Genomic DNA, 22,854 nt, shown 5'->3' on the forward strand with positions numbered 1-22,854 from the left:
CGCCGTCGTCACCCCGCCGCCCGTGCTGCGGGCGGTGACCACCCACGCGTAGGTGGTGCCGGGCTTGAGCCCGGCCCACTGCACGGAGGCCACCGAACCGGAGGCCACCGTGGCCGACCCGACCACGGACACCGGGTCGTAGACCACCACGGAGTCCGTGGCGAACGACGTGGTGCGCGACGTCAGGTCCACGGGCAGCACCATGTTGTCCTCGAGACCGTTGTAGCGCTGGTCCTCGTCGTACTCCGTGGCGCCGAACTCGCCGAGCATCGGCGAGTAGGTGTCCACGATCATCTCGCCGCGCTCCACGTCGAACTGGAGCATCCGGAAGAACGACGCGCCGAGCCGCAGGCGGGTCGCCGGGTCCGCGTAGTGCCCGCCCAGGCCCACCTGGCCGGCCGGCACCGTGTAGAACTGGTAGTCCGCGAGGAGCTCGACCACGCCGTGGCCCACCTCGCCGACCTGCGGCTTCACGTTGGTACCCACGCCGTGGCGGTGCCCGGCCAGGATGAGGAACACGTTGGGGTTGTCCTCGACCACGGTCTTGTAGAGCATCGGGCCGTCCGTGCCGCCGTACGCGGCGCCACGGCCGTCGGCCGCGCTGGAGGGCTCCAGGTAGTCGTGCGTGAGCACGATGGCGTTGCGGTCCGGGAACCGCTTCAGGATCGAGTCGGCCCACTCGGCCTCGTCGCGCGTGACGCCGTACGACAGACCCACCACCACGAAGTCGAGGCCTCCGGCCGAGAACAGGTCGTAGTGGTTCTGGTTGTCGCCCTCGCGCCAGGGGCCGCCGTACTCGGCGTGCTCCCACGCCTGCGACAGCGCCGCGTACCGGTCGGGGCCGTAGTACTGGTTGTACAGGGTGCCGTCGGTGCCCGACTGGTTGTCGTGGTTGCCCGCGACCACGCCGTTCGGCACGCCCGCGTCGTCGAGCACCCGCTGCTGCTCCGAGGAGAACTCGAACTCGCCCAGGATCTGCTGCTCCAGCTCGGGCGTCGCGGGCTTGCGGATGTTGTTCTCGATGATGTCGCCGGTGTGCGCCACGTACGAGATCTTGCGGTCCTCGGCGTTCTCGGCGACCCAGTCCACGATCCCGGAGTAGGCGGACGCCCAGACCGCGCGCTCCTCGGCGGTGTCGTGCTCCACCGCACCCTCGGAGAGGTACTGCGTGTCGGTGAAGTGCACGATCGAGAAGTCGTAGTCCTCGGGGTCGGCGAAGCCGTCCGGGTCTCCGGGCTCGATGTCGTCGGCGAACGGGTCCTCGCCCGTGACCAGCACGTGCACCTGCTGCCCGTCCACGTGCGCCGCGGGGTCCACAGCGGACTCGAGCACCGTGGCTCCCTCGACGGCGCCGCGCGCCCGCCCGAGGAGGTCCCAGGCACCGTCGACGACGTCCCACGCGTAGAGCGACGCGAGACGCTCCGGGTCAACGGTGCCCTCCCAGCGCAGCACCGGCGCCTCGACGCCGCCCTTCACCTGCACGTCGAAGCGCTGGTAGGTGACGTCCCGCCCGGCGGGCGCCGCCACCGACCTCCCGTCGCCGGGGGCCAGGTCCTTGGTACGGCCGAGGTTCTTCTCGCCCGGCACGGCGAGCGTGGTGGGCACGGACTCCGCGGTCCCGGACCAGGCCTGGTTCGGCGTGAGGATCTCCGCCTGCGAGAACGTCGCGGTGACGTCCCCGCCGTCGGGCTCCGCGACCGTGGCCGAGAGCGTGACGGTGCCGGCCTGGTCGGTCGCGCCGGTCGCGGGCGCGAGGTCCGTGGGCACGTCGGGGATGCCGGCGCTGGTGAACCGGACCTCCCGCGTGGCGGCGTTGCCGAGGCCGTCCGTCGCCGACACCGCGAGGACGTGCTCGCCAGCCGGCAGGCCCGGGCCCACCAGGTCGCCGAGCGACACCGCGGCGCCGTCGAGCGTCACGTCCGGCCCGGAGACCACGCCGGACGCGTCGTCGAGCGTGACCGCGAGCGGCACGCTCGACGTCAGCACCTCACCGGCCGCGGGGGACGACGACGCCACGACAGGCGCGCTGTTGTCGGTGACGAGGGTGCGCGTGGCGGTCTCGCCGGTGGTCGACGTGGCCTCGACCAGGTGCCGGCCGTCGGGGAGCCGCGTGGTGTCGACCTCGGCACGCAGGCCGCGGGCCTCGCCGTCCACGAAGAACACGAGGTCCACCTCGGTCATCGGGTTCACGTTGTCGCCGCAGTTGCCGTCGCCCATGGCGTACGTGCTCAGGACGGCCGCCTGCGTGGCGGTGCCCTGCGCGGGCGTGAGCGTCACCGCCGACAGCGAGTAGTCGTCGCGGTTCTGGCCGCAGGAGCCGGGGAAGGTGCCCGTCACGACGTCGATCCGGTTCCAGCCGGGGCTGAGGAGCGCGTTGGGGAGGGTGATCTCGACGCGCTCGCTGACGTAGTCGCGGTCGTCGAGGAAGACCTGCTCGCCGTTCACGAGGAGGTAGCTGCGGTAGCGCGCCTCCATCGAGTTGGTACCGATGGTGAACGCGAGGGTCGCGTCGCCGTCACCGAGGGCGGGCTGGACGTGGGTGGCCGGGGCGTCGATGGTCCAGGTGTGCTCCACCTGGCGCGGCGCGCTGCTGCTGCCGCAGTTCCCGTCGCCCAGCCCGTACGACGGCTGCACGCCGTGACCGGTCACCGTGGCGCCGTCGAGCGCGAGGGCCAGGTTCGAGATCGTGAAGTCGTCCCGGTTGTTACCGCAGCTGGTGCGGTAGTCGCCGGTCACGACGGCGATCGTGTTGTCGCCGGGCACCAGCAGCCGCCCCGGGATCGTGACGTCCACGCGCTCGTTCACGTGGTCGCCGCCGAGCTCGACGCGCGCGCCGTTCACGAGGAGGTAGTTGTGGTAGACGTCGTCGATCGAGTTGAAGCCCACGTCGAACGAGAACGTCGCGGCCGCGGTGCCCAGGGTGGCGGGCGTGGGCGGCTCGGCGCCGTCGATCGTGAGGGACGCGGTGCCGCCCTCGCCGTCGGCGGGCGCCGCGGCCGTGACGACCTGCGTGCCGCTGACGAGCGTGCCGTCGGCGGGGGTGACTCGCGGCGCGCCGGCGGGCGCGTTGTTGACGGTGACCGTGTGGGCCGTGGCCGCCCCGGACGCCGTCCGCGCCTCGACCACGTGCTGCCCGTTGGCGAGGGTCGTCGTGTCCACGTCGGCGGTCAGGCCGGTGGTGCCCTGCGGGTCGCCGAGGACGAAGAAGCTGAGCTCCGCCCGCAGCAGGAGGGACGTGTTGGTGCCGCAGCTGCCGTCGCCGAACGCGTAGGAGAACTCGTTCTCCTCGCCGTCGGCGATCTCGCCGAGCAGGGTCAGGCCGAAGTCGGACAGCACGAAGTCGTCGTAGTTGCTGCCACAGCTCGTCGTGATGGCGCCCACGACGACCTCGACCGTGTTCTCACCGGTGACAAGGTGCTCGTTCGGGATCTCGAGCGTGACGACCTCGCTGACGGCGTCGCCGAGGTCGACCCGGAAGTCGCCGTTGACGAGGACGTGGCTGCCGTACCGGGCCTCGGTCGAGTTGCTACCGACGGTGAAGGTCAGCCGGGAGGAGCCCACCGTCGGGGTCGCGCCCGCGACGGGCGCGCCGTCGATCGTCAGCGCCGTCACGTCGTCGCCGCCGGCGAACGGCGTGGCCGCCACGGTGGTGGTTCCTTCGACGAAGGCGCCCTCCGCAGGCACCAGCCCCGGGGTGCCCGACGTCGGCGTCGTGGGCCCGGGCGTGAGCGTCGGCTCAGGCTTCGCCTCGGCGCCGGTGCCGGCGCCGGCCTGGGCCTGGGGGCCGGCCTCCGCGCCGGCCGTGGGCGTGGGCGTGGCCGGGGTGGACGCGGCCGCAGCGGCGACCCCGCCGCCGAGCAGCGCGGCGAGCGTCACCGCGGCGACGAGCCCCACCTGCTCTCGGCGGCGAGGGTGCCCGCCTCGTCTGGTTGTGGTCGACCGCATGGTCGCACCCGTCCTTCCTGTCGTCATCGAGGGAGGGCGCGACTGAGCGCACCCGACGGGTCACCGTGCACCGCACGGGTGAACATGGGGAATGCCTCAGGCGACGACCAGGAGAACTGTGGGACACGCCCGGTCTCGTGGCCCGCGACGGGGGCCGCCGAACCGCCGGTGAGAACAACCTTGTGCAGGCAACCAGGGCTGGTTGCCTGCACAAGGTTGTTCTCGTCCCGCCAGCCGGGGTCGCGGCCCGGGCATGCAAGAGGCCCCCGGCGACTGCCGGGGGCCTTGCGAGGTGCGCCATCTAGGACTTGAACCTAGAACCCGCTGATTAAGAGTCAGCTGCTCTGCCAATTGAGCTAATGGCGCGTGCGACGGAAAGGTTACCAGGCCCGAGGACCGACGGCGTCACCTTTTCCGTGACGAGGCCCTCGACCTGGTGGAGGAGGGCCTCGCTGGTGCGCCATCTAGGACTTGAACCTAGAACCCGCTGATTAAGAGTCAGCTGCTCTGCCAATTGAGCTAATGGCGCGTGCGACGGAAGGAAACACTACCAGGAGCGTGGGCCCCGTCGGAACTCAGGGTGCCGCCGCAGCTCTGTGACCTGCACGACAACCGGCCCGACGAGCCGGGTCACAGGTACAGGCCGGTCGCGCCCTCCGCCTCCTGCACCTGGGCGACGCCGTGCACGTCGCGTTCGCGCAGCAGCACGTAGTCGGTGCCGCCCAGCTCCACCTCGGCGCGGTCCTCCGGGTCGAACAGGACCCGGTCTCCCACCGCCACCTGGCGCACGTGCTCCCCCGCCGCCACCACGACGGCCCAGGCGAGCCGCTTGGGCCCGACGGCGGTGGCGGGGATGACCAGCCCGGAGGTGGACTGGCGCTCCGACGCGTCGATCTCGGGCTGGACCAGGAGGCGGTCGTGCAGCATGCGGATCGGCAGGTCGCCCGGCGTGACGTCCGCGCCGGACGAGGAGGGGTTCTTCACAGCGGTGCTCACAGGTCCAACGCTACGTGACGCCGACCCCTCTCCTTCCCCCGGATACGCTCAGGACAAGACCATCGAAGGAGCATCGTGACCACTCAGCTGGACGCCGGGGACAAGGCCCCCGAGTTCACCCTGCCGACCGCCGACGGCTCGACGGTCAGCCTCGCCGACCTGCGCGGCGCCGCGGCCAACGGCGTCATCGTCTACTTCTACCCGGCCGCGAGCACGCCCGGCTGCACCAAGGAGGCGTGCGACTTCCGCGACTCCCTGGCGTCCTTGCAGGGCGCCGGCTACGCCGTGGTGGGCATCTCGCCCGACCCGGTGGCCAAGCTCGCGAAGTTCGCGGCGGACGAGTCGCTGACGTTCCCGCTCGCGGCGGACGAGGACCACGCCGTCCTCGAGGCCTACGGCGCGTGGGGCGAGAAGCAGAACTACGGCCGGACGTACACGGGCGTGATCCGCTCCACGGTGGTGGTGGGGCCCGACGGCACCGTCGCCCTCGCGCAGTACAACGTGAAGGCGACCGGCCACGTGGCCCGGCTGCGCAAGGCACTCGGCCTGGACTGACCGACGACGCCGGGCGGCCCGCCTCTCCTCGGGCCGCCCGGAGAACCGGCGCTCGTGCACGGTCCGTCGTAGCGTCGAAGGGATGGCGCCCACGCGGAACCCGCGTCAGGCGGACCCGGTCGAAGAAGACGGGCGGGACGCCGTCGGGCACGATCGCAAGGAGAGAACCATGTTGCGCAGGAAGCTCACCGGGACGTTCACCGCCCTGGCCATGGCCGGGACGCTCGCGATGCTGCCCGCGGCGGCGGCGGCGTCCGCCGCGCCGGCCCCTGCGGCCGGCCCGGTCGCCGCCGCACCGGCCCCGGCGCCCACCACGCAGGCCGTGACCGGAACGTTCCAGGGACTCCCGTTCGTCGGTGAGGTCAGCGACCTCACGGCGCAGACCGTCGACGGCGTGCTGACCCTCACGGGCACGATCACCGGGACCGGCCTGCCGGCCGAGGGCACCGACTTCACGGCCGTCGTCCAGGACGTCCAGGCCGACCAGGCGTGCGACATCCTCAACCTGGACCTGGGCCCGCTGCACCTGGACCTGCTGGGCCTCGTGGTCGACCTGGAGCCGGTGGTGCTCGACGTCACCGCGGTGCCGGGCGCTGGCAACCTGCTGGGGAACCTGCTGTGTGCCGTCGCCGGGCTCCTGGACCGCACCGGCGGGGCGGGCGGCGCCCTCAACGGCGTCGTCGCGCTGCTCAACCGCCTGCTGACGGGCCTCGGCCTCTGACACGTCCGCGAGACGGCCGACGCCGGTCCGCGCGCCGCCGGCCGGCGGCGCGCGGACCGGCGTCGTCGTGCTGCGGGGGTGCGCGAGGCGGGACTCGAACCCGCACGCCCGAAGGCACTGGAACCTAAATCCAGCGCGGCTGCCAGTTACGCCACTCGCGCGCGGGCCAAGTCTAGAGCCCGTCAGAGCAGGCGGCCCACGTGCGCCATCGCCTGCTTCACGAGCACGCCCTGGCCGTTGGCCATCTCGGCCTGCACCGCCTCGCCGCACGCCTCCTCCGGAGTCATCCACGCGAGGTCGAGCGCATTCTGCTGCGGCCGGCAGTCGCCGGTCACCGGCACCACGTAGGCGAGCGACACCGCGTGCTGGCGCGGGTCGTGGTACGCCGTGATGCCCGGTGTCGGGAAGTACTCGGCCACGGTGAACGGCTGGGGCGACGGCGGCACCTGCGGCAGCGCGACGGGACCGAGGTCCTTCTCGATGTGCCGCAGCAGCGCGTCGCGGATCCGCTCGTGATACATCACGCGCCCGGATACGAGGGCCCGGGTGATCACGCCCTGGGTGTTCACCCGCAGGAGCAGGCCCACCGCCACCACGTCGCCCGACTCGTCGACCCGCACGGGGACCGCGTCCACGTAGACCAGGGGCAGCTGCGCGCGGACCACTGCGAGGTCCTCGTCGGTGAGCCAGCCCGAGGCCTGGGTGGTGTCGCGGTAGAAGTCGTCCGCCGGGTAGTCCGCTGTGTCCGTCACGGGGTCCGTTGTACCAGGTCCGCATCACGTCGGTGTGGCGCGCTCGCCGGGAATAGCCGCCGTGGGGCTGACGCTGCACCGGAGGAACATCTTCGGGAAGGAACCCTTATGCCGACCATCGAGGTCACCGACGCCACGTTCGACCAGACCGTCGCCGAGAACGACATCGTCCTGGTGGACTTCTGGGCCACCTGGTGCCCGCCGTGCCGCATGTTCGGGCCGGTGTTCGAGGCCTCCTCGGAGGCGAACCCCGACATCGTCCACGCCAAGATGGACACCGACGCCGAGCCCGGCATCGCCACCGCAGCGCAGGTCACGTCGATCCCCACGCTGATGGCGTTCCGCGAGGGCATCCTCGTGTTCCGCCAGGCCGGCGCGCTGCCCGCGCCCGCGCTCGCCCAGGTCGTGGAGGCCGTGAAGGGCCTCGACATGGACGCGGTGCGCAAGGAGCTCGAGAGCTCCGAGCCGGAGGCGCACAGCCACTAGCGCGGCGCGAGCTCCAGGCTCCGCCAGTCCGCGAGGTCCTCGCGCATCCGGCGGTCGTGGGTGGCCACCACCACGGCCGCCGGGGTGACGCGCAGAGCCCGGGTCAGCTCGTCGACGAGGTCGATCGACAGGTGGTTGGTCGGCTCGTCGAGGAGCAGCACGTGGGGCGCGTGCAGCAGCGCCCGGGCGAGCTCGAACCGCCGCCGCTGCCCCACGGAGAGCTCGCCGAGCGGCCGCTCGAGGTCCTCCTCGGACAGCAGGCCGAGGAACGCCACCGGCACCACGTGGTCGGGGTCCAGCTCGCCGGCGCTGAGCAGGGCGAGCGCCTCGTCCGCGTACGTGTCGAACCCGGTGCGCCGGGCCGCCTCGCCCGCCAGCGGGGCGCTCTCCTGCATCACGACGCCGATCCGGGCGCCGGGCACCACCGTGCGGGTGCCGCGCCCCAGCGGCAGCGTGCCGCCGAGAGCCGCGAGCAGGGTGGACTTCCCCGTGCCGTTCGCCCCCGTGATGAGCAGGCGGCCCGACGGCGGGACGGCGATCCTCGTGCCCGGCAGGTCCAGCCGGCCGTCCACGTGAGGGCTGCGCACCTCGACCACGGGGGCGGCGGGGTCCCAGCCCGGTGACATGGCGGGCAGGTCGGGGAACGCCAGCTCCACCGGCGGGACGGGCACCTCGATGGCCTCGGCCTCGAGCTTCTGCACCAGCCGGTCGGCGGCCTTGACGTGGATGCGCGCCCGGGTGGCGCGCCGGTGCTTCTGCGAGCCCTTCTCGGGCCGCCACTCGTCGGACAACCCCTCGTAGGACGCGTCGAGTCGCTCGGCGAGCGCCGCCGCCCGCTTGCGCTCCGCCCGGTAGCGCTGCCGCCAGCGGTGCAGCGCCTGCGACTTCGCGAACCGGTACGAGAGGTAGCCGGGCTGCCCGTAGAGCACGGGCTTCCCGTCCCACGACGGGTCGAGGTCGAGGATGGCGGTGGCCACGTCGTCGAGCAGCTCCCGGTCGTGGGTGACGACGACGAGGCCGCCACGCCAGGCGACGAGCTCCCCGGTGAGGTACTCGATCGCGGAGTCGTCGAGGTGGTTGGTGGGCTCGTCGAGCAGGAGCAGGTCGGACCGCTCGGCCAGGCGGCACGCGAGCCGCACCCGGTAGCGCTGGCCCACGCTGAGCTCGACGAGGGGCTGTCCCAGGTCCCGCGTGGCGCCCAGGCGGGTGAGTGCGACGTCCACGCGCCGGTCCGCGTCCCAGGCGGCGAGGTGCTCGACCCGGGCGAGCGTGCGGCCCAGCTCGGCGAGGTCGCCGGTGTCGTGGTCGAACGCCGCTGCCGCGGCCTCGAGGGCCGCCGCCGCCTGACGGAGCCCGTCGAGCGTGGCCGACACCAGGTCGCCCACGGTCTGGTCCTGCGCCACATGGAGCTCCTGCTCCACGAGGGCGACGGTGCCCTGGCGGCGCACCTCTCCGCTCTTGGGGGCGAGCGACCCGGCGAGCAGGTGCAGGAACGTCGACTTGCCCGAGCCGTTCTCGCCGACCACGCCGAGCCGCGTCCCGTCGGACACCGTCACGCTCACCCCGTCGAGGACGGGCCGCCCCGGGTAGGTGAAGGCAAGGTCCTGGGCCACGAGGTGCATGCCTCCAGCCTACGTACCGCAACGCCGAGGTAGTGCGCCCGTCCTCCCTCTCCCGCCACGTCACCGCAGCGGGACCGGACGAGCGCACCACCTCGGCGTCGGCGAACCCCTCAGGTCAGAGGCCGGAAGCCGTGCTGTAGAGGCTCTGCGCCACGGAGCCCAGGTACGGGCCGAACATGTAGTTCCGCAGGCCCGAGTACCCGAACGAGTTGACCGAGCCCAGCGTGCCGAGGCCGGTCGCGGTGTCGTAGCCGGCGAACCACGGCCCGCCGGACGAGCCGCCCGTCATGTTGCACGACAGGGCGTGGTCCTGGCTGCCACCCCACGTGTCGGCCATGGTGGCACCGTGGCACCAGGCGATGTCCGTGCCGTCGTACGGCCGGGCGGCCGGGTAGCCGAACGAGTACATGTACTGCCCGCGCGGCTGGTTGAAGGCGATGCCCTGGCTGCCCACGACGTCCGTGAGGTGCTGGCCGCCCACCGTGTTCATGACGGCGAAGCCGATGTCGTAGTCGAAGTTGCCGCTGTCACGCCACTGCGTCGTGGTCACGAGCTGCCGGGCGGTGAACGTGCCGTAGGGGCGCGCACCGTCGTCGTACGCCGGGACGAACGCGAAGTTCGTGGCGTACTCCCCGGGACCCTCGTTGAGGCAGTGGCCCGCGGTCAGCACCACGTCCTTGTTGCCCGACGTCACCGCGCTGCCCGAGCACACGTAGTTGGTGCCGCCGAGCGTGAAGAAGACCTTGCCGGTGGTGGCGACCACCGCGCCCCCGCCCGTGTAGTAGTCCCCGAGGAAGCCGCTGCCGCCGCCGGGCTTGTCCGGCTTGGCCTTGCCCTCGGGCTGCCCCTGCGGAGCCACGACGGTGGGCGTCCCGACGGCGACCTCACCACCGGCCCGGCTCTTGTCCTTGTTGTTGACCAGGACCTCGGCCGGCGTCGCGTCGCGCATGCGCTCCGCGGTCCAGTACTCGACGACCTTGTCGTGGGCCGCACGGGTCGTCGCGGCGGCGTGCACCGCCACGTCCGAGGCGTTCGGGTTCGGCTCGGCCTGGGAGGGCGCCACCAGGGCCACGGCGGCGGTACCGGTCAGCGCCATCGCTGCCAGCCCGCCGAGCACGGTGCGGGAGAAGTTCCTGCGCATGCTGTCTCCTTCGTGAGGGTTCCCGCCGAACGGCGGGGCACCCAGAATCCTGGTCACGGCGTGAGTCTGCAACAGGTGCGCCACGTATCCGGGCTGTTAATTTCCGTTCGGGCCGGCCGCCACGAGGCGGGCAGGGGCCGGACGGCGGGCCGGGCAGGGCGCGCCGGATACGCTCAGGACCGTGAAGAACTCCCCCGTGTGGCCGGCCGTCGCCGCGGACACCGTCAGCGTCGTGGCATTCACCCTCATCGGCATCGCCTCGCACGACGGGTCCCTGGGCGAGGCGTTCGCACGCGTGGTGTGGCCGTTCGCCGTCGGCGCCGCCGTGGGCTGGGCCTGGACGCGCGCGTGGCGCTCGCCCGACCGGGTCTGGCCCGTCGGCGTGCTCGTCTGGTTCACCACCGTGGTGCTCGGCCTGATCCTGCGTGCCCTCGCCGGTGACGGTGTCGCGTGGTCCTTCGCCGTCGTCACCGCCGTCTTCCTCGCGATCACGATGGTCGGGTGGCGCGCCCTCGTCACCGGCCTGCGCCGCGCCGCCGAGCGATCCTCCGCCGCCTCCTGACCGCGTGGTCCGCGTCACGCGTGGCGCGGGTCACGGGTCGCTCCCCGGGCAACAGGTCACGACTAGGCTTCCTCGGGTGAACGACGCGCCCATCGGGATCTTCGACTCGGGAGTCGGCGGGCTGACCGTCGCCCGAGCCATCCTCGACCAGCTGCCCCACGAGCAGGTGCTGTACCTCGGCGACACCGAGAACAGCCCCTACGGGCCCAAGCCCCTCGCCGCGGTGCGTGCGATGGCGCTCGCGGTCATGGACCGCCTGGTGGACGACGGCGTCAAGATGCTCGTCATCGCCTGCAACTCCGCGTCCTCCGTGGCGCTGCGCGACGCGCGGGAGCGTTACACGGACCGTCGCGGCATCCCCGTGGTCGAGGTGATCCTCCCCGCGGCGCGCACCGCCGTCACCGCCACGCGCAGCGGCCGGATCGGCGTCATCGGCACCAAGGCCACCATCCGGTCGCGCGCCTACGACGACGCGTTCGCCGTCGCCCCCGGGCTGAGCCTCACCACCGCGGCGTGCCCGGAGTTCGTGCGTCTTGTCGAGGACGGCCAGACCTCGGGTGACGAGGTGCTGAAGTACGCCCACGAGTACCTCGACCCGGTGCGCGAGGCCGGCGTGGACACCCTCGTGCTCGGCTGCACGCACTACCCGCTGCTCGCAGGCGCCATCTCGTACGTGATGGGAGAGGGCGTGACCCTCGTGTCGAGCGCCGACGAGACAGCCAAGGACGTGTACCGCAACCTCGTGGAGCACGGGCTGGAGCGCTCCCCGGAGGCGGGGCCGCCCGAGCACCGCTTCCTCACCACCGGCAGCGCCGCGCCGTTCTCGGTGCTCGCCCGCCGGTTCCTCGGGCCCGAGGTCAGCCTCGTGGAGGCCGTCTGATGCGTCTCGTGACCGTCGGCGTGTCCGGCTCCTTCCCCGGCCCCGGTTCGCCCGCCTCCACCTACCTGCTGCAGGTCCCGGCCGACGTCGCCGCGGCGGCCGGCCATGAGGAGCGCGACTGGAGCGTCGTGCTCGACCTCGGTAACGGAGGGCTCGGGGCACTGCAGTCCCTGGTGGACCCGCTCGAGCTCGACGCGGTGGGGATCTCCCACCTGCACCCCGACCACTGCGCCGACCTCTCCGGGCTCTACGTCTACCTGCGCTACCACCCTGAGCGAGGGTCCCTGCGCACGGGCAACGGCCGACGGCTGCCCGTCTTCGCCCCGTCGGGCGCGGCGGAGCGCGTCGCCCTCGCCTACGGGTTGAGCGAGGGCGAGTCCATGGACGCCGACTACGACTTCCGCGTCTGGTCGCCCGGCTCCGCCGTGAAGGTAGGACCGTTCACGCTCGAGCCGTACCGGGTGTTCCACCCGGTGGAGGCGTACGGCGTGCGCGTCACCGCCCCGTCGTCCGTGAGCCCGGGCGAGCAGGTCACCCTCGCGTACACCGGCGACACCGACCGCTGCGACGGCGTCGTCGCCCTGGCCCGCGACGTCGACCTCCTGCTCTCCGAGTCCGCCTTCGTGGAGGGCCGCGACGACGGCGTCGAGCCCGGCATCCACCTCACCGGCCGGCGTGCGGGCCTCGTGGCGTCCGACGCCGGAGCCCGCCGCCTCCTGCTCACCCACCTGCCCGTCTGGAACGACCCCGCCGCCTCCGTCGCGGAAGCGCGCGAGGTGTACGACGGTCCCATCGACGTGGCGACGCCGGGAGCGGTGTACCTGCTCTGACCCGCAGCGCCCCGGCGGTTAGGGTGGTCGCGTGACCTCCACTCCCCCCGCTGTCCTGCGCGCCGACGGGCGCACCCCCGACCAGCTCCGCCCGGTGACCATCACCCGCGGCTGGCTCGACGAGGCCGAGGGCTCGGTGCTCGTCGAGTTCGGCCGCACGCGCGTGCTCTGCGCCGCCTCGTTCACCGAGGGCGTGCCGCGCTGGCGCAAGGGCTCCGGCGAGGGCTGGGTCACCGCCGAGTACGCGATGCTGCCGCGCGCCACGTCCACCCGGTCCGACCGCGAGAGCGTCAAGGGGCGCGTCGGCGGCCGCACCCACGAGATCTCCCGCCTCATCGGGCGCTCGCTGCGCGCGATCATCGACGTCTCGGCCCTCGGCGAGAACACGATCGTCCTCGACTGCGACGTGCTCCAGGCCGACGGCGGCACCCGCACCGCCGCGATCACCGGCGCCTACGTGGCGCTCGCCGACGCCGTGGCCTGGGGCAAGCGCCACGGCCACATCAAGGGTGGCAAGCAGGTCCTCACCGACACGGTGGCCGCGGTGAGCGTCGGCATCATCGACGGCGTCCCCATGCTCGACCTGCCGTACGTCGAGGACGTGCGCGCCGAGACGGACATGAACGTGGTCGTGACCGGCTCGGGCACGTTCGTCGAGGTGCAGGGCACGGCCGAGCACGCGCCGTTCGACCGGGCCGAGCTCGACGCGCTGCTCGACCTGGCGGTGGCGGGCACCGCCCAGCTCACCGCGATCCAGCAGGCCGCCCTGGCGCAGGAGCTGCGGTGACGTCGGCGCGGCTGGTCATCGCCACCCACAACCGCAAGAAGCTCGTCGAGCTCACGGCCATCCTGGCGGAGGCCGGCCTCGACATGGGCGAGGGCGCCGTGGCCACGGCCGGTGACCTGGGGGCTCCCGAGCCGGTCGAGGACGGCGTGACGTTCGCCGAGAACGCCCTCCTCAAGGCCCGCGCACTGGCGCAGGCAACCGGGCTGCCGTCGGTCGCCGACGACTCCGGCCTCGCCGTGGACGTGCTGGGCGGGGCACCCGGCATCTTCTCCGCCCGCTGGTCCGGCCGGCACGGCGACGACTCCGGCAACCTCGAGCTGCTCCTCGCCCAGCTGTCCGACGTGCGCGACGAGCACCGCGGCGCCGGCTTCGTCTGCGCCGCGGCGCTCGTGACGCCGGACGGGCACGAGGAGGTGCGCCTCGGGGAGATGCGGGGCGTGCTGCTGCGTGCGCCGCGCGGGACCAACGGGTTCGGGTACGACCCCATCCTCGTACCCGACGAGCAGGCGGCCCCCGGCGGCCGTTCCGCCGCCGAGCTCGATCCCGCGGAGAAGAACGCGATCAGCCACCGCGGCAAGGCGTTCCGCCTGCTCGCCCCCGCGGTCCTGGCGGCACTGACACCTTCCGCGCCGACACAGTAACCTCGTCCGACGAAGGCACTGTCTCGGCACGAGCTTCGGCGTCTCGGCACGAGCTTCGGCGGTGAGCGCCTGAGACCTACTCCGGCTCGGGGCCCGGGTCCATCCCGGCGCTGCGGCGGAGGTCGGCCAGCATCACGTCGACCAGGCTCTCCAGGGCGATGCCCGTGATCACGAAGACGCCCGCCCAGAACCGGGCGGCCGCGCGCTCGTCGTCGGCCACCGGCACGTCGTTGCCGGCCTCGTTCTCCCACATGACCTGGTCGGTCAGCCGCTCGACGTCCTCGTCGGAGTCGAGGCGCAGGCGCTCGGCGATGACGAGCCGGACGTCGTTGAGCGCGCCCGAGATCATGGCGGCGTCCTCCCGCCGGACCCGCACCGGCTGGGACGCGCCGTGCCGGCCCGCCTGGGCGAGCGCCCGCTCCGGGGCGTCGCGCGGGTCCAGCAGGTCGGCCAGGGCCTCCAGGCGGGCGACCTTCGCCTGGGCGAGGTCGGCCTGCGTGAGGTGACGGAACTCCGCCGCGACGTCCGGGTCGTCCTTGCTCGCGTCGGGCAGCAGCCGCAGCACGGCCGGGTCGGACGGCACGCGGGCCACACCCGTGAGGCCGGTCATGCGCGCCAGCTCGGCATCCGTGGGGCCGGTCAGGGAGCTCAGGTCGTCGGGGCTGCGCAGGCTGTCGCCAGTGGTCCAGACGGGCCGGGACGAGCCCGCCCGCGCCCGCCCGTCCTCGGCTGACGCCCAGGGCGACGCGGGGTCGGTGGCGGGCCGCGGCGCCGTCGGCCCGAGCCCGGCCTCCTCCCGGAGCAGCCCGACGACGTCCCGCGCCACCTTGGCGAGGACTGCTCGCTCGACCGGCTCGAACTGGGACTCGTACCCACGCCGCATCGCGCGGAAGGGAGTCATGCCGCTCCCTGGGCGCCCGCGGCGCCGGTCGCGCCCGACTGCTGGAGCGTGGCCCAGAGGCCGAACCCGTGCATCGCCTGCACGTCGACCTCCATGCGTTCACGGCCCCCGCTCGACACGACGGCGCGGCCCTCGTGGTGCACCTGCAGCATGAGGGTGCGGGCCTTGGCGGGCGGGTAGCCGAAATAGCTCTCGAAGACGTAGCTCACGTACGACATGAGGTTCACCGGATCGTTCCAGACGATCGTCACCCACGGGTCGGCCAGCCCGTGGGCGGCACTCGTGCTGGTGTCCTCCTCGACAGCCGTCCCTGCAGATCCCACGGGCACGATCAGCGGCGTGAGGGAAGAAGTCACCCCCCCACTCTAGGCCGAACCCGGGCCTGCTCGTCGGCCCAGGCGCGCCGGGGCGCCGCGCCGTGACCTGACCGTTGCGCACACGCACCGCCGCAGGCCGGGGCGTCAGCGCAGGCGCAGGTCCACCGACGGGATCGCCGCGTCCCCGGACGACAGGCGCAGCCCCGTGAGCGGCAGCTCCGCCCGCGACGCGAGGTGGTTCGCCGCCGCGTTCTGCACGCCGTACGCGCCCACCCAGCGCGAGTCCACGGCGCCGTCGACGACCAGCGGGACGAGCAGCGGGCGCACGTCCTCCGTCTCGGGCACCCAGCCCGACACCGCCTCGTCGGGACCGGTCACGAGGATCTCCTCGGTGGCGCGGTTGTCGACGCCGAGACGCCGGCCGGCGTTCTTGCGCCCGCCGACCGACATCTTGTTGGTCGACGCCTTGGCGACGGGCTGCAGCACCCCCGTCACGTCCTCGCGCGCCACGAGCTTGTAGACCATGCCGCAGGTGGGCGCGCCGGAGCCGGTCACGAGCGAGGTGCCGACGCCGTAGACGTCGACCGGCGCGGCGGCCAGCGCCGCGATGGCGTACTCGTCCAGGTCGGACGTCACCACGATCGACGTGTCCCGCGCACCGAGCTCGTCGAGCTGGCGCCGCACCTCGGTCGCGAGCACGCCAAGGTCCCCGGAGTCCAGCCGGACCGCGCCGAGCCCCGTGCCTGCCACCTCGACGGCGGTCTGGACGCCTTTGCGCACGTCGTAGGTGTCGACCAGGAGCGTGGTGCCGACCCCGAGCGACTCGACCTGCGACGCGAAGGCGGACCGCTCGTCGTCGTGCAGGAGGGTGAACGCGTGCGCGGCCGTGCCGATCGTGTCCAGGCCGTACCGGAGACCGGCCTCCAGGTTCGAGGTGCCGGCGAAGCCCGCGACCGCCGCCGCGCGCGAGGCGGCCACCGCCGCCTGCTCGTGGGCGCGGCGCGCGCCCATCTCCAGGCACGGCCGGTCGCCCGCAGCGCTCGTCATGCGCGACGCCGCCGACGCGATCGCCGAGTCGTAGTTGAGGATCGACAGGACGAGCGTCTCGAGCAGCACCGCCTCGGCGAACGAGCCCTCCACCTGGAGCACGGGCGAGCCGGGGAAGAACACCTCACCCTCGGCATAGCCGCGGATCGAGCCGGTGAACCGGTAGCTCGCGAGGTAGTCGAGCGTGCGGGCGTCGACGATGCCCCCGCGCTCGAGGAACTCGAGCTCCTCGTCACCGAACCGGAAGTGTGGCAGCGCTTCCAGCACCCGGCCCGTGCCCGCGAGGACGCCGTACCGGCGCCCGGCGGGCAGCCGCCGGGTGAAGACCTCGAACACGCAGTGCCGGTGGGCGGTGCCGTCGGCCAGCGCAGCCTGCAGCATGGTCAGCTCGTAGCGGTCCGTGAGGAGCGCCACCGAGGACCGCACCGCGGGCAGCCGCGCGGCGGGGAGGCTTCGCGGAGCCGCTGGCGGCGAGTCCTGCGGCGGCGCAGCGGTGCGCGGGGCGCCGGTGCCCCGGGGCTCGTCGTTCATGTGCCCAAGGTAGGGCAGGACGGACTCACGGGCAGGCGTAGACGTCGCTGGGCGGCGTGTCGTCTCACGATCCGACGAGAATCGCTACTTCGCGCCCACGAACCAGCGACGGACCTGTTCGACGCGCGCCTCCAGCTGGTCGGCCGTCGCGAGCGGGACCTCCGGGCCGCCGCACCGCTTGCGGAGCTCTGTGTGGACCACGCCGTGCGGCTGCCCGCTGCGCTTGGCCCACGCCCCGACGAGCTTGGACAGCTCCTTGCGCAGCTCCCCGGCCCTCCGGTGCTCCTGCTCGGCCCGCTGGGCCTCGACCTCACGGGCGGAGGGTGCGCCGCCGCGGGACTTGAGCTGGTCCGCCTGCCGCTGTCGCAGGAGCGTGGTCACCTGGTCGGGCTCGAGCAGGCCGGGCAGACCGAGGAAGTCGAGCTCCTCCGCAGAGCCCAGGTCTCCGCCCGTGCCGAACTCGCCGCCGTCGAACAGGACGCGGTCGAAGCTGGCCTGCGCCTCCAGGGCCTGGAACGTGCCCTGGACCAGGTCGCCGGACGCCTTCTCCTCCCGGTTGGCCGCCGCGAGGAGCGCCGCCTCCGGGTCGTAGTCGATGCCCTGCTCCTCGGCCGTGCGCGGGCGGTCGAGCGCGTGGTCTCGCTCCTCTTCCATGCTGTTCGCCAGCGCCAGGAGGGGCGCCACGCTCGGCAGGAAGATCGACGCCGTCTCGCCGCGCTTGCGCGCGCGCACGAAACGGCCCACGGCCTGCGCGAAGAACAGCGGCGTCGACGCGCTCGTGGCATAGACGCCTACCGCCAGCCGCGGCACGTCGACACCCTCGGACACCATGCGGACAGCCACCATCCAGCGGCTGTCGCCCGACGCGAACTCCTCGATGCGGCCGCTCGCCCCCTCGTCGTCCGAGAGCACCACGGTGGGCTGCTTGCCCGTGATCCGAGCGAGGTGCGCGGCGTACGCGCGCGCGTCGGTCTGGTCGGTCGCGATGACCAGCGCGCCCGCGTCCGGGATGGCGCGCCGCACCTCGGTGAGGCGCTTGTCGGCCGCGGCCAGGACGGACGGGATCCATTCGCCCTCGGGGTCGAGCGCCGTGCGCCAGGCCTGCGAGGTCATGTCCTTGGTCAGCGGCTCGCCGAGGCGTGCGCTCACCTCGTCGCCCGCCTTGGTGCGCCAGCGCATGTTGCCCGTGTACGACATGAACAGCACCGGCCGCACGACGTGGTCGCGCAGGGCCTCGCCGTAGCCGTAGGTGTAGTCGGCCTTGGACCGGCGGATGCCCTGGGCGTCCTGCTCGTACGTGACGAACGGGATGGGCGACGTGTCGCTGCGGAACGGCGTGCCCGTGAGCGCGAGCCGGCGCGTGGCCTCGTCGAACGCCTCCCGGACGGCGTCGCCCCACGTGAGCGCGTCACCACCGTGGTGCACCTCGTCGAGGATCACGAGCGTGCGCCCCGCCTCGGTGCGCGCCCGGTGCAGGGCGGGGTTGGCGGCCACCTGCGCGTACGTCAGGGCGACGCCGTCGTAGTGCGCGCCGTGGCGGCCCTGGCTGTTCTTGAACGACGGGTCGATCCGGATGCCGACGCGCGCCGCGGCGTCGGCCCACTGGTGCTTCAGGTGCTCGGTGGGCGCCACGATCGTCACGCGGCGCACCTCGCCCTGCTCCAGCAGCTCGGTCGCGACCCGGAGCGCGAAGGTGGTCTTGCCGGCGCCCGGCGTGGCGACGGCCAGGAAGTCGCGCGGCGACCGCTCGCGGTAGAGCTCGAGCGCCTCCGCCTGCCAGGCACGCAGGTTCGACGCCGTGCCCCACGGGGCGCGGCGCGGGAACGCCGGGCTGAGCTGCGAGGCGGCCGCGGACGACGGTGTACGGGGAAGGGGGGACTCTGCCGGGTTGTGCTGGCGCAGTGTCACTTGGTGGAGTCGCCCTCGCCGTCCTGGGGGCTGCGGAGACCGTCGTAGATCTCCTTGCAGACAGGACAGACCGGGAACTTGTTCGGGTCGCGGCCGGGCACCCACACCTTGCCGCACAGAGCGATCACGGGCTTTCCCGTCACGGCCGACTCGGTGATCTTGTTCTTGCGCACGTAGTGCGCAAAGCGTTCGTGGTCACCGGGCTGCGCCTCTTCCCGGGTCTCCTCGCGCTCGAGGACGCTCGTGGACCCACCAGGCTGCGAAGGATCTCTGTCGCCTTCGCTTCCGCCCGGATCCGATGGCCTCGACCCTCGCGGGAGGCGCTCGTCAAGCGGCGGGGTGGAGAGGGGATCCGTCATGCCCCGAAGTCTACGCGGCGGGGGTGACATCGTGGCGGACCAGCTGCCGGCTGACCGGACCACGACGCCGAGACAGCCACCTCGTCGGACGAGGTGGCTGTCTCGGCGGGAGCGCTACAGACCCTGCCAGCCCGGCTTGTCCGCGAACGTCTGCCGGTAGTAGTCGGCGAGCTGCAGCCGGGAGGCCGCGGCGTCGTCGACCAGCACCGTCGCGTGCGGGTGGAGCTGCATGACCGTCGCCGGCCACATCGCGCTCACCGGCCCCTCCACGAGCTGGTGCACCGCCTCGGCCTTCGCCTTGCCGGTGGCCAGGAGGACCAGGTGGCGCGCGGACATGATCGTCGCGAGCCCCTGCGTGAGACAGTGCCGGGGGACCTGCTCCACGTCGTCGCCGAAGAACCGGGCGTTGTCCTCGCGGGTCTGCCGGGTCAGCGTCTTGATCCGCGTCCTGGACGCCAGCGACGACCCCGGCTCGTTGAACGCGATGTGCCCGTCGGTCCCGATGCCCAGGAGCTGCAGGTCCACTCCCCCGGACTCGGCGATCGCCGCCTCGTACCGCGCGCACGCGGCCTCGAGGTCGTCGGCGAGGCCGTCCGGGCCCTGGACCGCGCCGGGCGCGAAGTCGACGCGCGACGCGATCTCCTTGTCGATCACGTTGCGGTACCGCTCGGGGTGGTCCGCGGTCAGGCCCACGTACTCGTCGAGCATGAACGCGCGCGCCCGGGCGAACGAGAGCCCGCCGGAGTGCCGGCGCGCGAGCTCGTCGTAGACCTTCAGCGGGCTGGAGCCCGTCGCGAGCCCGAGCACCGCGTCCGGCCGGGCACGCAGCAGCTTCTCGACGGCGTCCGCGGCCAGCTCGGCCAGCTGTTCCGCCGGAGCGATGACGACCTCCATCAGCCCCTCCTTCCGAGGACGGCGGCCCCGACGGCCGCCACGGGGACGCCCTCCGGCGCCAGGACCACGCGCTCGTGCAGAGCGAGCGACGTGAGGAACGGCGAGCTCTTGGCCTGCTGCCGCAGGGCCTCCTGCACCGCCTCGAGGAGCGGCTCGCCGAGCTGGGCGACGCCGCCGCCGAGCACCACGTGGCGCACGTCGACCGTGAGCACGAGCAGGCGCACCGCGCTCGCGACCGCCTCGGCGAAGCGCGCCTTGACCGCGACCGCGGCAGCGTCCCCCGCTGCCGCGGCCTCGAACAGCTCGACCGGCGCGGGCCGGCCCTCTCGGGCGGGCCACGCCGCCGCCAGCGCCGTGCCGGAGGCGATCGTCTCCAGGCACCCTCGCTGACCGCACGGGCACTCGGGCCCGGCCGGGTCCACCGGTACGTGGCCGATCTCCCCCGCCGCGCCGCTCACACCGCGGCGGAGGTGGCCCTCGAGGACCAGCCCGGCCGCGAGTCCCGTGCCCAGCGCGACGAACGCGAGGTCCTCGCTGGGCGCGACGCCGTCACCGGCGGCACGCCTGCGTCCCTCCGTCCGTTCCAGCGTGTGGGCCGCGCCCACCGCCGCCACGTTGAGGTCGTTCTCGACCACCACCGGCAGGCCTCCGAGCGCGGCGGAGAGCAGCTCTGCCAGCGGCAGCTCCGCCCCGTCCACACCAAGGTTCACCGCGTGCCGCACCGTGCCGGCCGCGTGGTCCACGATGCCGGGGATCCCCAGGCCCACGCCGGCGACGTCGTCGAGCGTCCTGCCGGCCAGCGCCACGACCTCCCGGACCGCCTGCGCCGCACCGGCCACGACGCCCTCCGCCCCGCGGACGGTGGGCAGACGGACCGTGGTGAGCACCTCGCCGTCGGGTCCCAGCAGGGCACCCAGGATCTTGGTGCCCCCGATGTCCAGGCCGACCGAGCAGAGCGCGGTCGGTGTCGTACCGGCCCCCTGCGCCGCCCCCATCAGCCCTTCACCGCGCCGGACACGAGCCCACCGGTCATGCGGCCCTGAACGATCAGGAAGAAGATGACCGCGGGGATCGCGATCAGCGTGGCACCCGCCATCATGGCGCCCCAGTTCGTCGCCTGGGTCGCCTGCTGGAAGGTACGCAGCCAGATCGGCAGGGTCATCGCCTCGGGCCGCTGCATGATGATGAGCGCGATCACGAACTCGTTCCACGCCTGGATGAACGCGAACACGCCCGTGGCCACCAGGCCCGGTGCCAGGAGCGGGAAGGTGACCTTCCAGAACGCGCCCGCCCGGGTGCACCCGTCGATCATCGCGGCCTCCTCCAGCTCGGCCGGCACCCCGTTCACGAACCCGCGCAGGGTCCAGATCGTGAACGGCAGGACACCGGCCACGTACACGATCGTCAGACCGGCGATCGTGTTGAGCAGCTGCCATCCGTCGATGATCCGGAAGAGCGAGATGAACATCGCCTCACCCGGCAGCATCTGCACCACCAGGATGAGGATGATGAAGGTGCGACGACCCTTGAAGGCGAACCGGGTGAGCGCCAGCGACGCGAGGAAGCCCAGCACCATGGCCGCGAGCACCGTCAGCAGGGTGGCGCCGATCGAGTTCCACATGGCCGGGACGAAGGCCGCACGGGACTCGTCGAGGATCGCGGTCTCGTAGTTGCGCAGGGTGAAGACGTCCGGCGACGGGAAGAAGTGCAGGTCCGAGCCGCGGATCATGTTGTTGGGCAGGAACGACGTGTTGACCATCCAGTACACGGGGAAGACCGAGCACACGAAGACCACGAGCGCCAGCACGCCGTAGAAGACGTTGGCGGCCCGGCGGCCAGGGCCGCCTCGCTTCCGCGGTGCGACGGCGACCGCGACGTGGCGCCCCCGCAGCGTGCCCTGGACAGTACGGCTCTCGACCGCGCTCACAGCTCCTCCTCGCGGACCGTCCGGCGCACGTAGTAGAACGACAGACCCATCATGATGAAGACGAAGATGACGCCGATGGCGCCGGCGACGCCGTAGTGCCCCTGCGCCATACCGACCTGGTAGATGTACACACCGATCGTGTTGGTGGCCTCACGGTCGCCACCGATGCCCTGGAGGGCGAACACCTGCGCGAAGAGGCGCAGGTCCCAGATCATCGACAGGACGATCAGGACCGTGATGATGCTCCGCACGTAGGGGATCTGGACCAGCCGGAAGCGCTGGAACGCGTTCGCGCCGTCGAGCTGTGCCGCCTCGAGCACCTCGCCGGGGATCTGCGTGAGTCCCGCGTACATCGTGAACGCCACGAACGGCACCGCACCCCACACGACGATGATCGTCAGGATGACGAAGAAGGTGAACGGGTCCAGGAGCCACGAGTGGCCCATCCAGTTCGTGTCCGTGAAGCGGGTCAGCAGGTTGTTCAGCACGCCGTACTCGGTGTCGAAGATCCAGCCCCACACGATCGTCGCGGAGAGGGCGGGCATCGCCCACGCCAGGAGCAGGCCCACGGCGATGACGCCGTTGAGGAACTTGCCCACGCGCATCATGAGCAGGGCGACGAGCGTGCCGAGCACCATCGTCAGGACCACGCAGGCGACCATGAGCAGGAAGCTGCGCAGCATGACCGTCCAGAAGCCCTCGACGTCGGTGAGGACGCTCAGGTAGTTCTCGAGGCCGACCCACTCGGCGGGCGTGCCCATGAGCTGGGCGCGCTCGTACTCCTGGAAGGACATCACGACGAGACGCACGATCGGGTAGGCGGTCAGCACGCCCAGCACGACGATGCTCGCCGAGAGCAGGAGCCAGGGCAGCACCGGGAACTTCCGCCGGCGGGCCGGTGTGGCTCGCACCGGTGGTGGCGCTGTCGGTTCGACAAGGGTCGGGGTGGTCATGAGCGATCTCCATAGGGCTGCGCCGGACCGCGGCGCGGGGGCGAGAGGGCAGGGCATCGGCTGCGCCGGACGGGCGCAGGACCCGCGCGGTGCCGGCCG

22 protein-coding genes and 3 tRNA genes are annotated in these 22,854 nt (G+C 72.7%); 8 read left to right on the forward strand and 17 right to left on the reverse strand.

The genetic code is table 11. The annotated features are described in order from the left end of the window. From AC060K_RS13145 to AC060K_RS13160, 4 genes are all read right to left on the reverse strand, one after another. Nucleotides 1-3,945: metallophosphoesterase (locus AC060K_RS13145; RefSeq protein ID WP_483765844.1), on the reverse strand; the 3,945-nt coding region annotated here is incomplete at its 3' end. Nucleotides 3,946-4,238: 293 nt separating this feature from the next. Beyond that, nucleotides 4,239-4,311: transfer RNA gene (locus AC060K_RS13150), tRNA-Lys, on the reverse strand. 87 nt (nucleotides 4,312-4,398) lie between these two features. Beyond that, a tRNA-Lys gene (locus AC060K_RS13155) sits at nucleotides 4,399-4,474 on the reverse strand. A gap of 101 nt (nucleotides 4,475-4,575) precedes the next feature. Next, nucleotides 4,576-4,872 (reverse strand): GroES family chaperonin, encoded by a 297-nt coding sequence (locus tag AC060K_RS13160; protein ID WP_483765867.1) that lies wholly within the window; start codon nucleotides 4,870-4,872, stop codon nucleotides 4,576-4,578. Nucleotides 4,873-5,016: 144 nt separating this feature from the next. On the opposite strand from AC060K_RS13160, the gene bcp reads away from it, so the two are divergent. Both bcp and AC060K_RS13170 read left to right on the forward strand, forming a co-directional pair. Then, entirely contained in the window at nucleotides 5,017-5,496 is a 480-nt protein-coding gene (gene bcp, locus AC060K_RS13165) for a thioredoxin-dependent thiol peroxidase (RefSeq protein WP_483765845.1), read from the forward strand. Between the two features lie 169 nt (nucleotides 5,497-5,665). Further along, nucleotides 5,666-6,217: an ABC transporter substrate-binding protein gene (locus tag AC060K_RS13170; protein WP_483765846.1), complete on the forward strand. Its 552-nt coding sequence runs from the start codon at nucleotides 5,666-5,668 to the stop codon at nucleotides 6,215-6,217. A gap of 79 nt (nucleotides 6,218-6,296) precedes the next feature. On the opposite strand, the gene AC060K_RS13175 is transcribed toward AC060K_RS13170, so the two are convergent. Both AC060K_RS13175 and AC060K_RS13180 read right to left on the reverse strand, forming a co-directional pair. Next, a tRNA-Leu gene (locus AC060K_RS13175) sits at nucleotides 6,297-6,378 on the reverse strand. Between the two features lie 21 nt (nucleotides 6,379-6,399). Continuing rightward, nucleotides 6,400-6,969, reverse strand: a complete 570-nt coding sequence (locus tag AC060K_RS13180; RefSeq protein WP_483765847.1) for an NUDIX hydrolase family protein — start codon at nucleotides 6,967-6,969, stop codon at nucleotides 6,400-6,402. A 108-nt stretch (nucleotides 6,970-7,077) separates the two neighbouring features. Between AC060K_RS13180 and trxA the strand changes: the two genes are divergently transcribed. Next, nucleotides 7,078-7,455 carry a thioredoxin gene (trxA, locus tag AC060K_RS13185; RefSeq protein WP_483765848.1) on the forward strand — a complete coding sequence of 126 codons (378 nt, stop codon included), beginning with the start codon at nucleotides 7,078-7,080 and terminating at the stop codon, nucleotides 7,453-7,455. Here trxA and AC060K_RS13190 read toward each other — a convergent pair. Both AC060K_RS13190 and AC060K_RS13195 read right to left on the reverse strand, forming a co-directional pair. Continuing rightward, nucleotides 7,452-9,077 carry an ABC-F family ATP-binding cassette domain-containing protein gene (locus AC060K_RS13190; protein ID WP_483765849.1) on the reverse strand — a complete coding sequence of 542 codons (1,626 nt, stop codon included), beginning with the start codon at nucleotides 9,075-9,077 and terminating at the stop codon, nucleotides 7,452-7,454. The two genes, trxA and AC060K_RS13190, sit on opposite strands and share 4 nt — an antisense overlap. Before the next feature lie 115 nt (nucleotides 9,078-9,192). Beyond that, nucleotides 9,193-10,218 carry a trypsin-like serine peptidase gene (locus tag AC060K_RS13195; protein WP_483765850.1) on the reverse strand — a complete coding sequence of 342 codons (1,026 nt, stop codon included), beginning with the start codon at nucleotides 10,216-10,218 and terminating at the stop codon, nucleotides 9,193-9,195. Between the two features lie 181 nt (nucleotides 10,219-10,399). Here AC060K_RS13195 and AC060K_RS13200 point away from each other — a divergent pair, with 181 nt between their 5' ends. The 5 genes from AC060K_RS13200 to rdgB all read left to right on the forward strand — a co-directional run bounded on the left by AC060K_RS13200 (nucleotide 10,400) and on the right by rdgB (nucleotide 13,918). Next, nucleotides 10,400-10,780, forward strand: a complete 381-nt coding sequence (locus AC060K_RS13200; RefSeq protein WP_483765851.1) for a DUF3054 domain-containing protein — start codon at nucleotides 10,400-10,402, stop codon at nucleotides 10,778-10,780. Between the two features lie 76 nt (nucleotides 10,781-10,856). After that, nucleotides 10,857-11,660 carry a glutamate racemase gene (gene murI / locus AC060K_RS13205; protein WP_483765852.1) on the forward strand — a complete coding sequence of 268 codons (804 nt, stop codon included), beginning with the start codon at nucleotides 10,857-10,859 and terminating at the stop codon, nucleotides 11,658-11,660. Next, complete coding sequence (locus tag AC060K_RS13210; protein WP_483765853.1) at nucleotides 11,660-12,490, forward strand: MBL fold metallo-hydrolase; 831 nt, start codon at nucleotides 11,660-11,662, stop codon at nucleotides 12,488-12,490. The genes murI and AC060K_RS13210 overlap by 1 nt, the downstream gene beginning before the upstream one ends. Nucleotides 12,491-12,521: 31 nt before the next feature. Further along, a complete protein-coding gene (gene rph / locus AC060K_RS13215) occupies nucleotides 12,522-13,277 on the forward strand; it encodes a ribonuclease PH (RefSeq protein ID WP_483765854.1) in 756 nt (251 codons plus the stop codon). After that, the gene (rdgB, locus tag AC060K_RS13220; protein ID WP_483765855.1) at nucleotides 13,274-13,918 is read left to right on the forward strand and encodes an RdgB/HAM1 family non-canonical purine NTP pyrophosphatase; all 645 of its coding nucleotides are present in this window, start codon (nucleotides 13,274-13,276) and stop codon (nucleotides 13,916-13,918) included. Before rph ends, rdgB begins: the two co-directional genes overlap by 4 nt. 76 nt (nucleotides 13,919-13,994) lie before the next feature. Here the strand turns inward: rdgB and AC060K_RS13225 are convergent, their stop codons facing one another. The 9 genes from AC060K_RS13225 to AC060K_RS13265 all read right to left on the reverse strand — a co-directional run bounded on the left by AC060K_RS13225 (nucleotide 13,995) and on the right by AC060K_RS13265 (nucleotide 22,755). After that, nucleotides 13,995-14,819, reverse strand: coding sequence for a DUF2017 family protein (locus AC060K_RS13225; RefSeq protein WP_483765856.1), 825 nt, complete (start codon nucleotides 14,817-14,819; stop codon nucleotides 13,995-13,997). Next, nucleotides 14,816-15,142, reverse strand: coding sequence for an ATP-dependent Clp protease adapter ClpS (gene clpS / locus AC060K_RS13230; RefSeq protein WP_483765868.1), 327 nt, complete (start codon nucleotides 15,140-15,142; stop codon nucleotides 14,816-14,818). Before clpS ends, AC060K_RS13225 begins: the two co-directional genes overlap by 4 nt. Nucleotides 15,143-15,280: 138 nt before the next feature. Beyond that, nucleotides 15,281-16,714, reverse strand: coding sequence for a nicotinate phosphoribosyltransferase (locus tag AC060K_RS13235; RefSeq protein ID WP_483765857.1), 1,434 nt, complete (start codon nucleotides 16,712-16,714; stop codon nucleotides 15,281-15,283). Between the two features lie 84 nt (nucleotides 16,715-16,798). Next, nucleotides 16,799-18,622: a DEAD/DEAH box helicase gene (locus AC060K_RS13240; RefSeq protein WP_483765858.1), complete on the reverse strand. Its 1,824-nt coding sequence runs from the start codon at nucleotides 18,620-18,622 to the stop codon at nucleotides 16,799-16,801. Beyond that, nucleotides 18,619-18,981, reverse strand: coding sequence for a DUF3039 domain-containing protein (locus AC060K_RS13245; RefSeq protein WP_483765859.1), 363 nt, complete (start codon nucleotides 18,979-18,981; stop codon nucleotides 18,619-18,621). Before AC060K_RS13245 ends, AC060K_RS13240 begins: the two co-directional genes overlap by 4 nt. Before the next feature lie 114 nt (nucleotides 18,982-19,095). Continuing rightward, nucleotides 19,096-19,875 carry a glucosamine-6-phosphate deaminase gene (nagB, locus tag AC060K_RS13250; RefSeq protein ID WP_483765860.1) on the reverse strand — a complete coding sequence of 260 codons (780 nt, stop codon included), beginning with the start codon at nucleotides 19,873-19,875 and terminating at the stop codon, nucleotides 19,096-19,098. After that, complete coding sequence (locus AC060K_RS13255; RefSeq protein WP_483765861.1) at nucleotides 19,875-20,870, reverse strand: ROK family protein; 996 nt, start codon at nucleotides 20,868-20,870, stop codon at nucleotides 19,875-19,877. The genes nagB and AC060K_RS13255 overlap by 1 nt, the downstream gene beginning before the upstream one ends. Beyond that, on the reverse strand, nucleotides 20,870-21,802 hold the full coding sequence (locus AC060K_RS13260; RefSeq protein ID WP_483765862.1) for a carbohydrate ABC transporter permease: 933 nt from the start codon (nucleotides 21,800-21,802) through the stop codon (nucleotides 20,870-20,872). Before AC060K_RS13260 ends, AC060K_RS13255 begins: the two co-directional genes overlap by 1 nt. Next, nucleotides 21,799-22,755 (reverse strand): carbohydrate ABC transporter permease, encoded by a 957-nt coding sequence (locus tag AC060K_RS13265; RefSeq protein ID WP_483765863.1) that lies wholly within the window; start codon nucleotides 22,753-22,755, stop codon nucleotides 21,799-21,801. Before AC060K_RS13265 ends, AC060K_RS13260 begins: the two co-directional genes overlap by 4 nt. Between the last annotated feature and the right edge of the window lie 99 nt (nucleotides 22,756-22,854).

Source organism: Antribacter sp. NEAU-D49 (genome assembly GCF_057158775.1).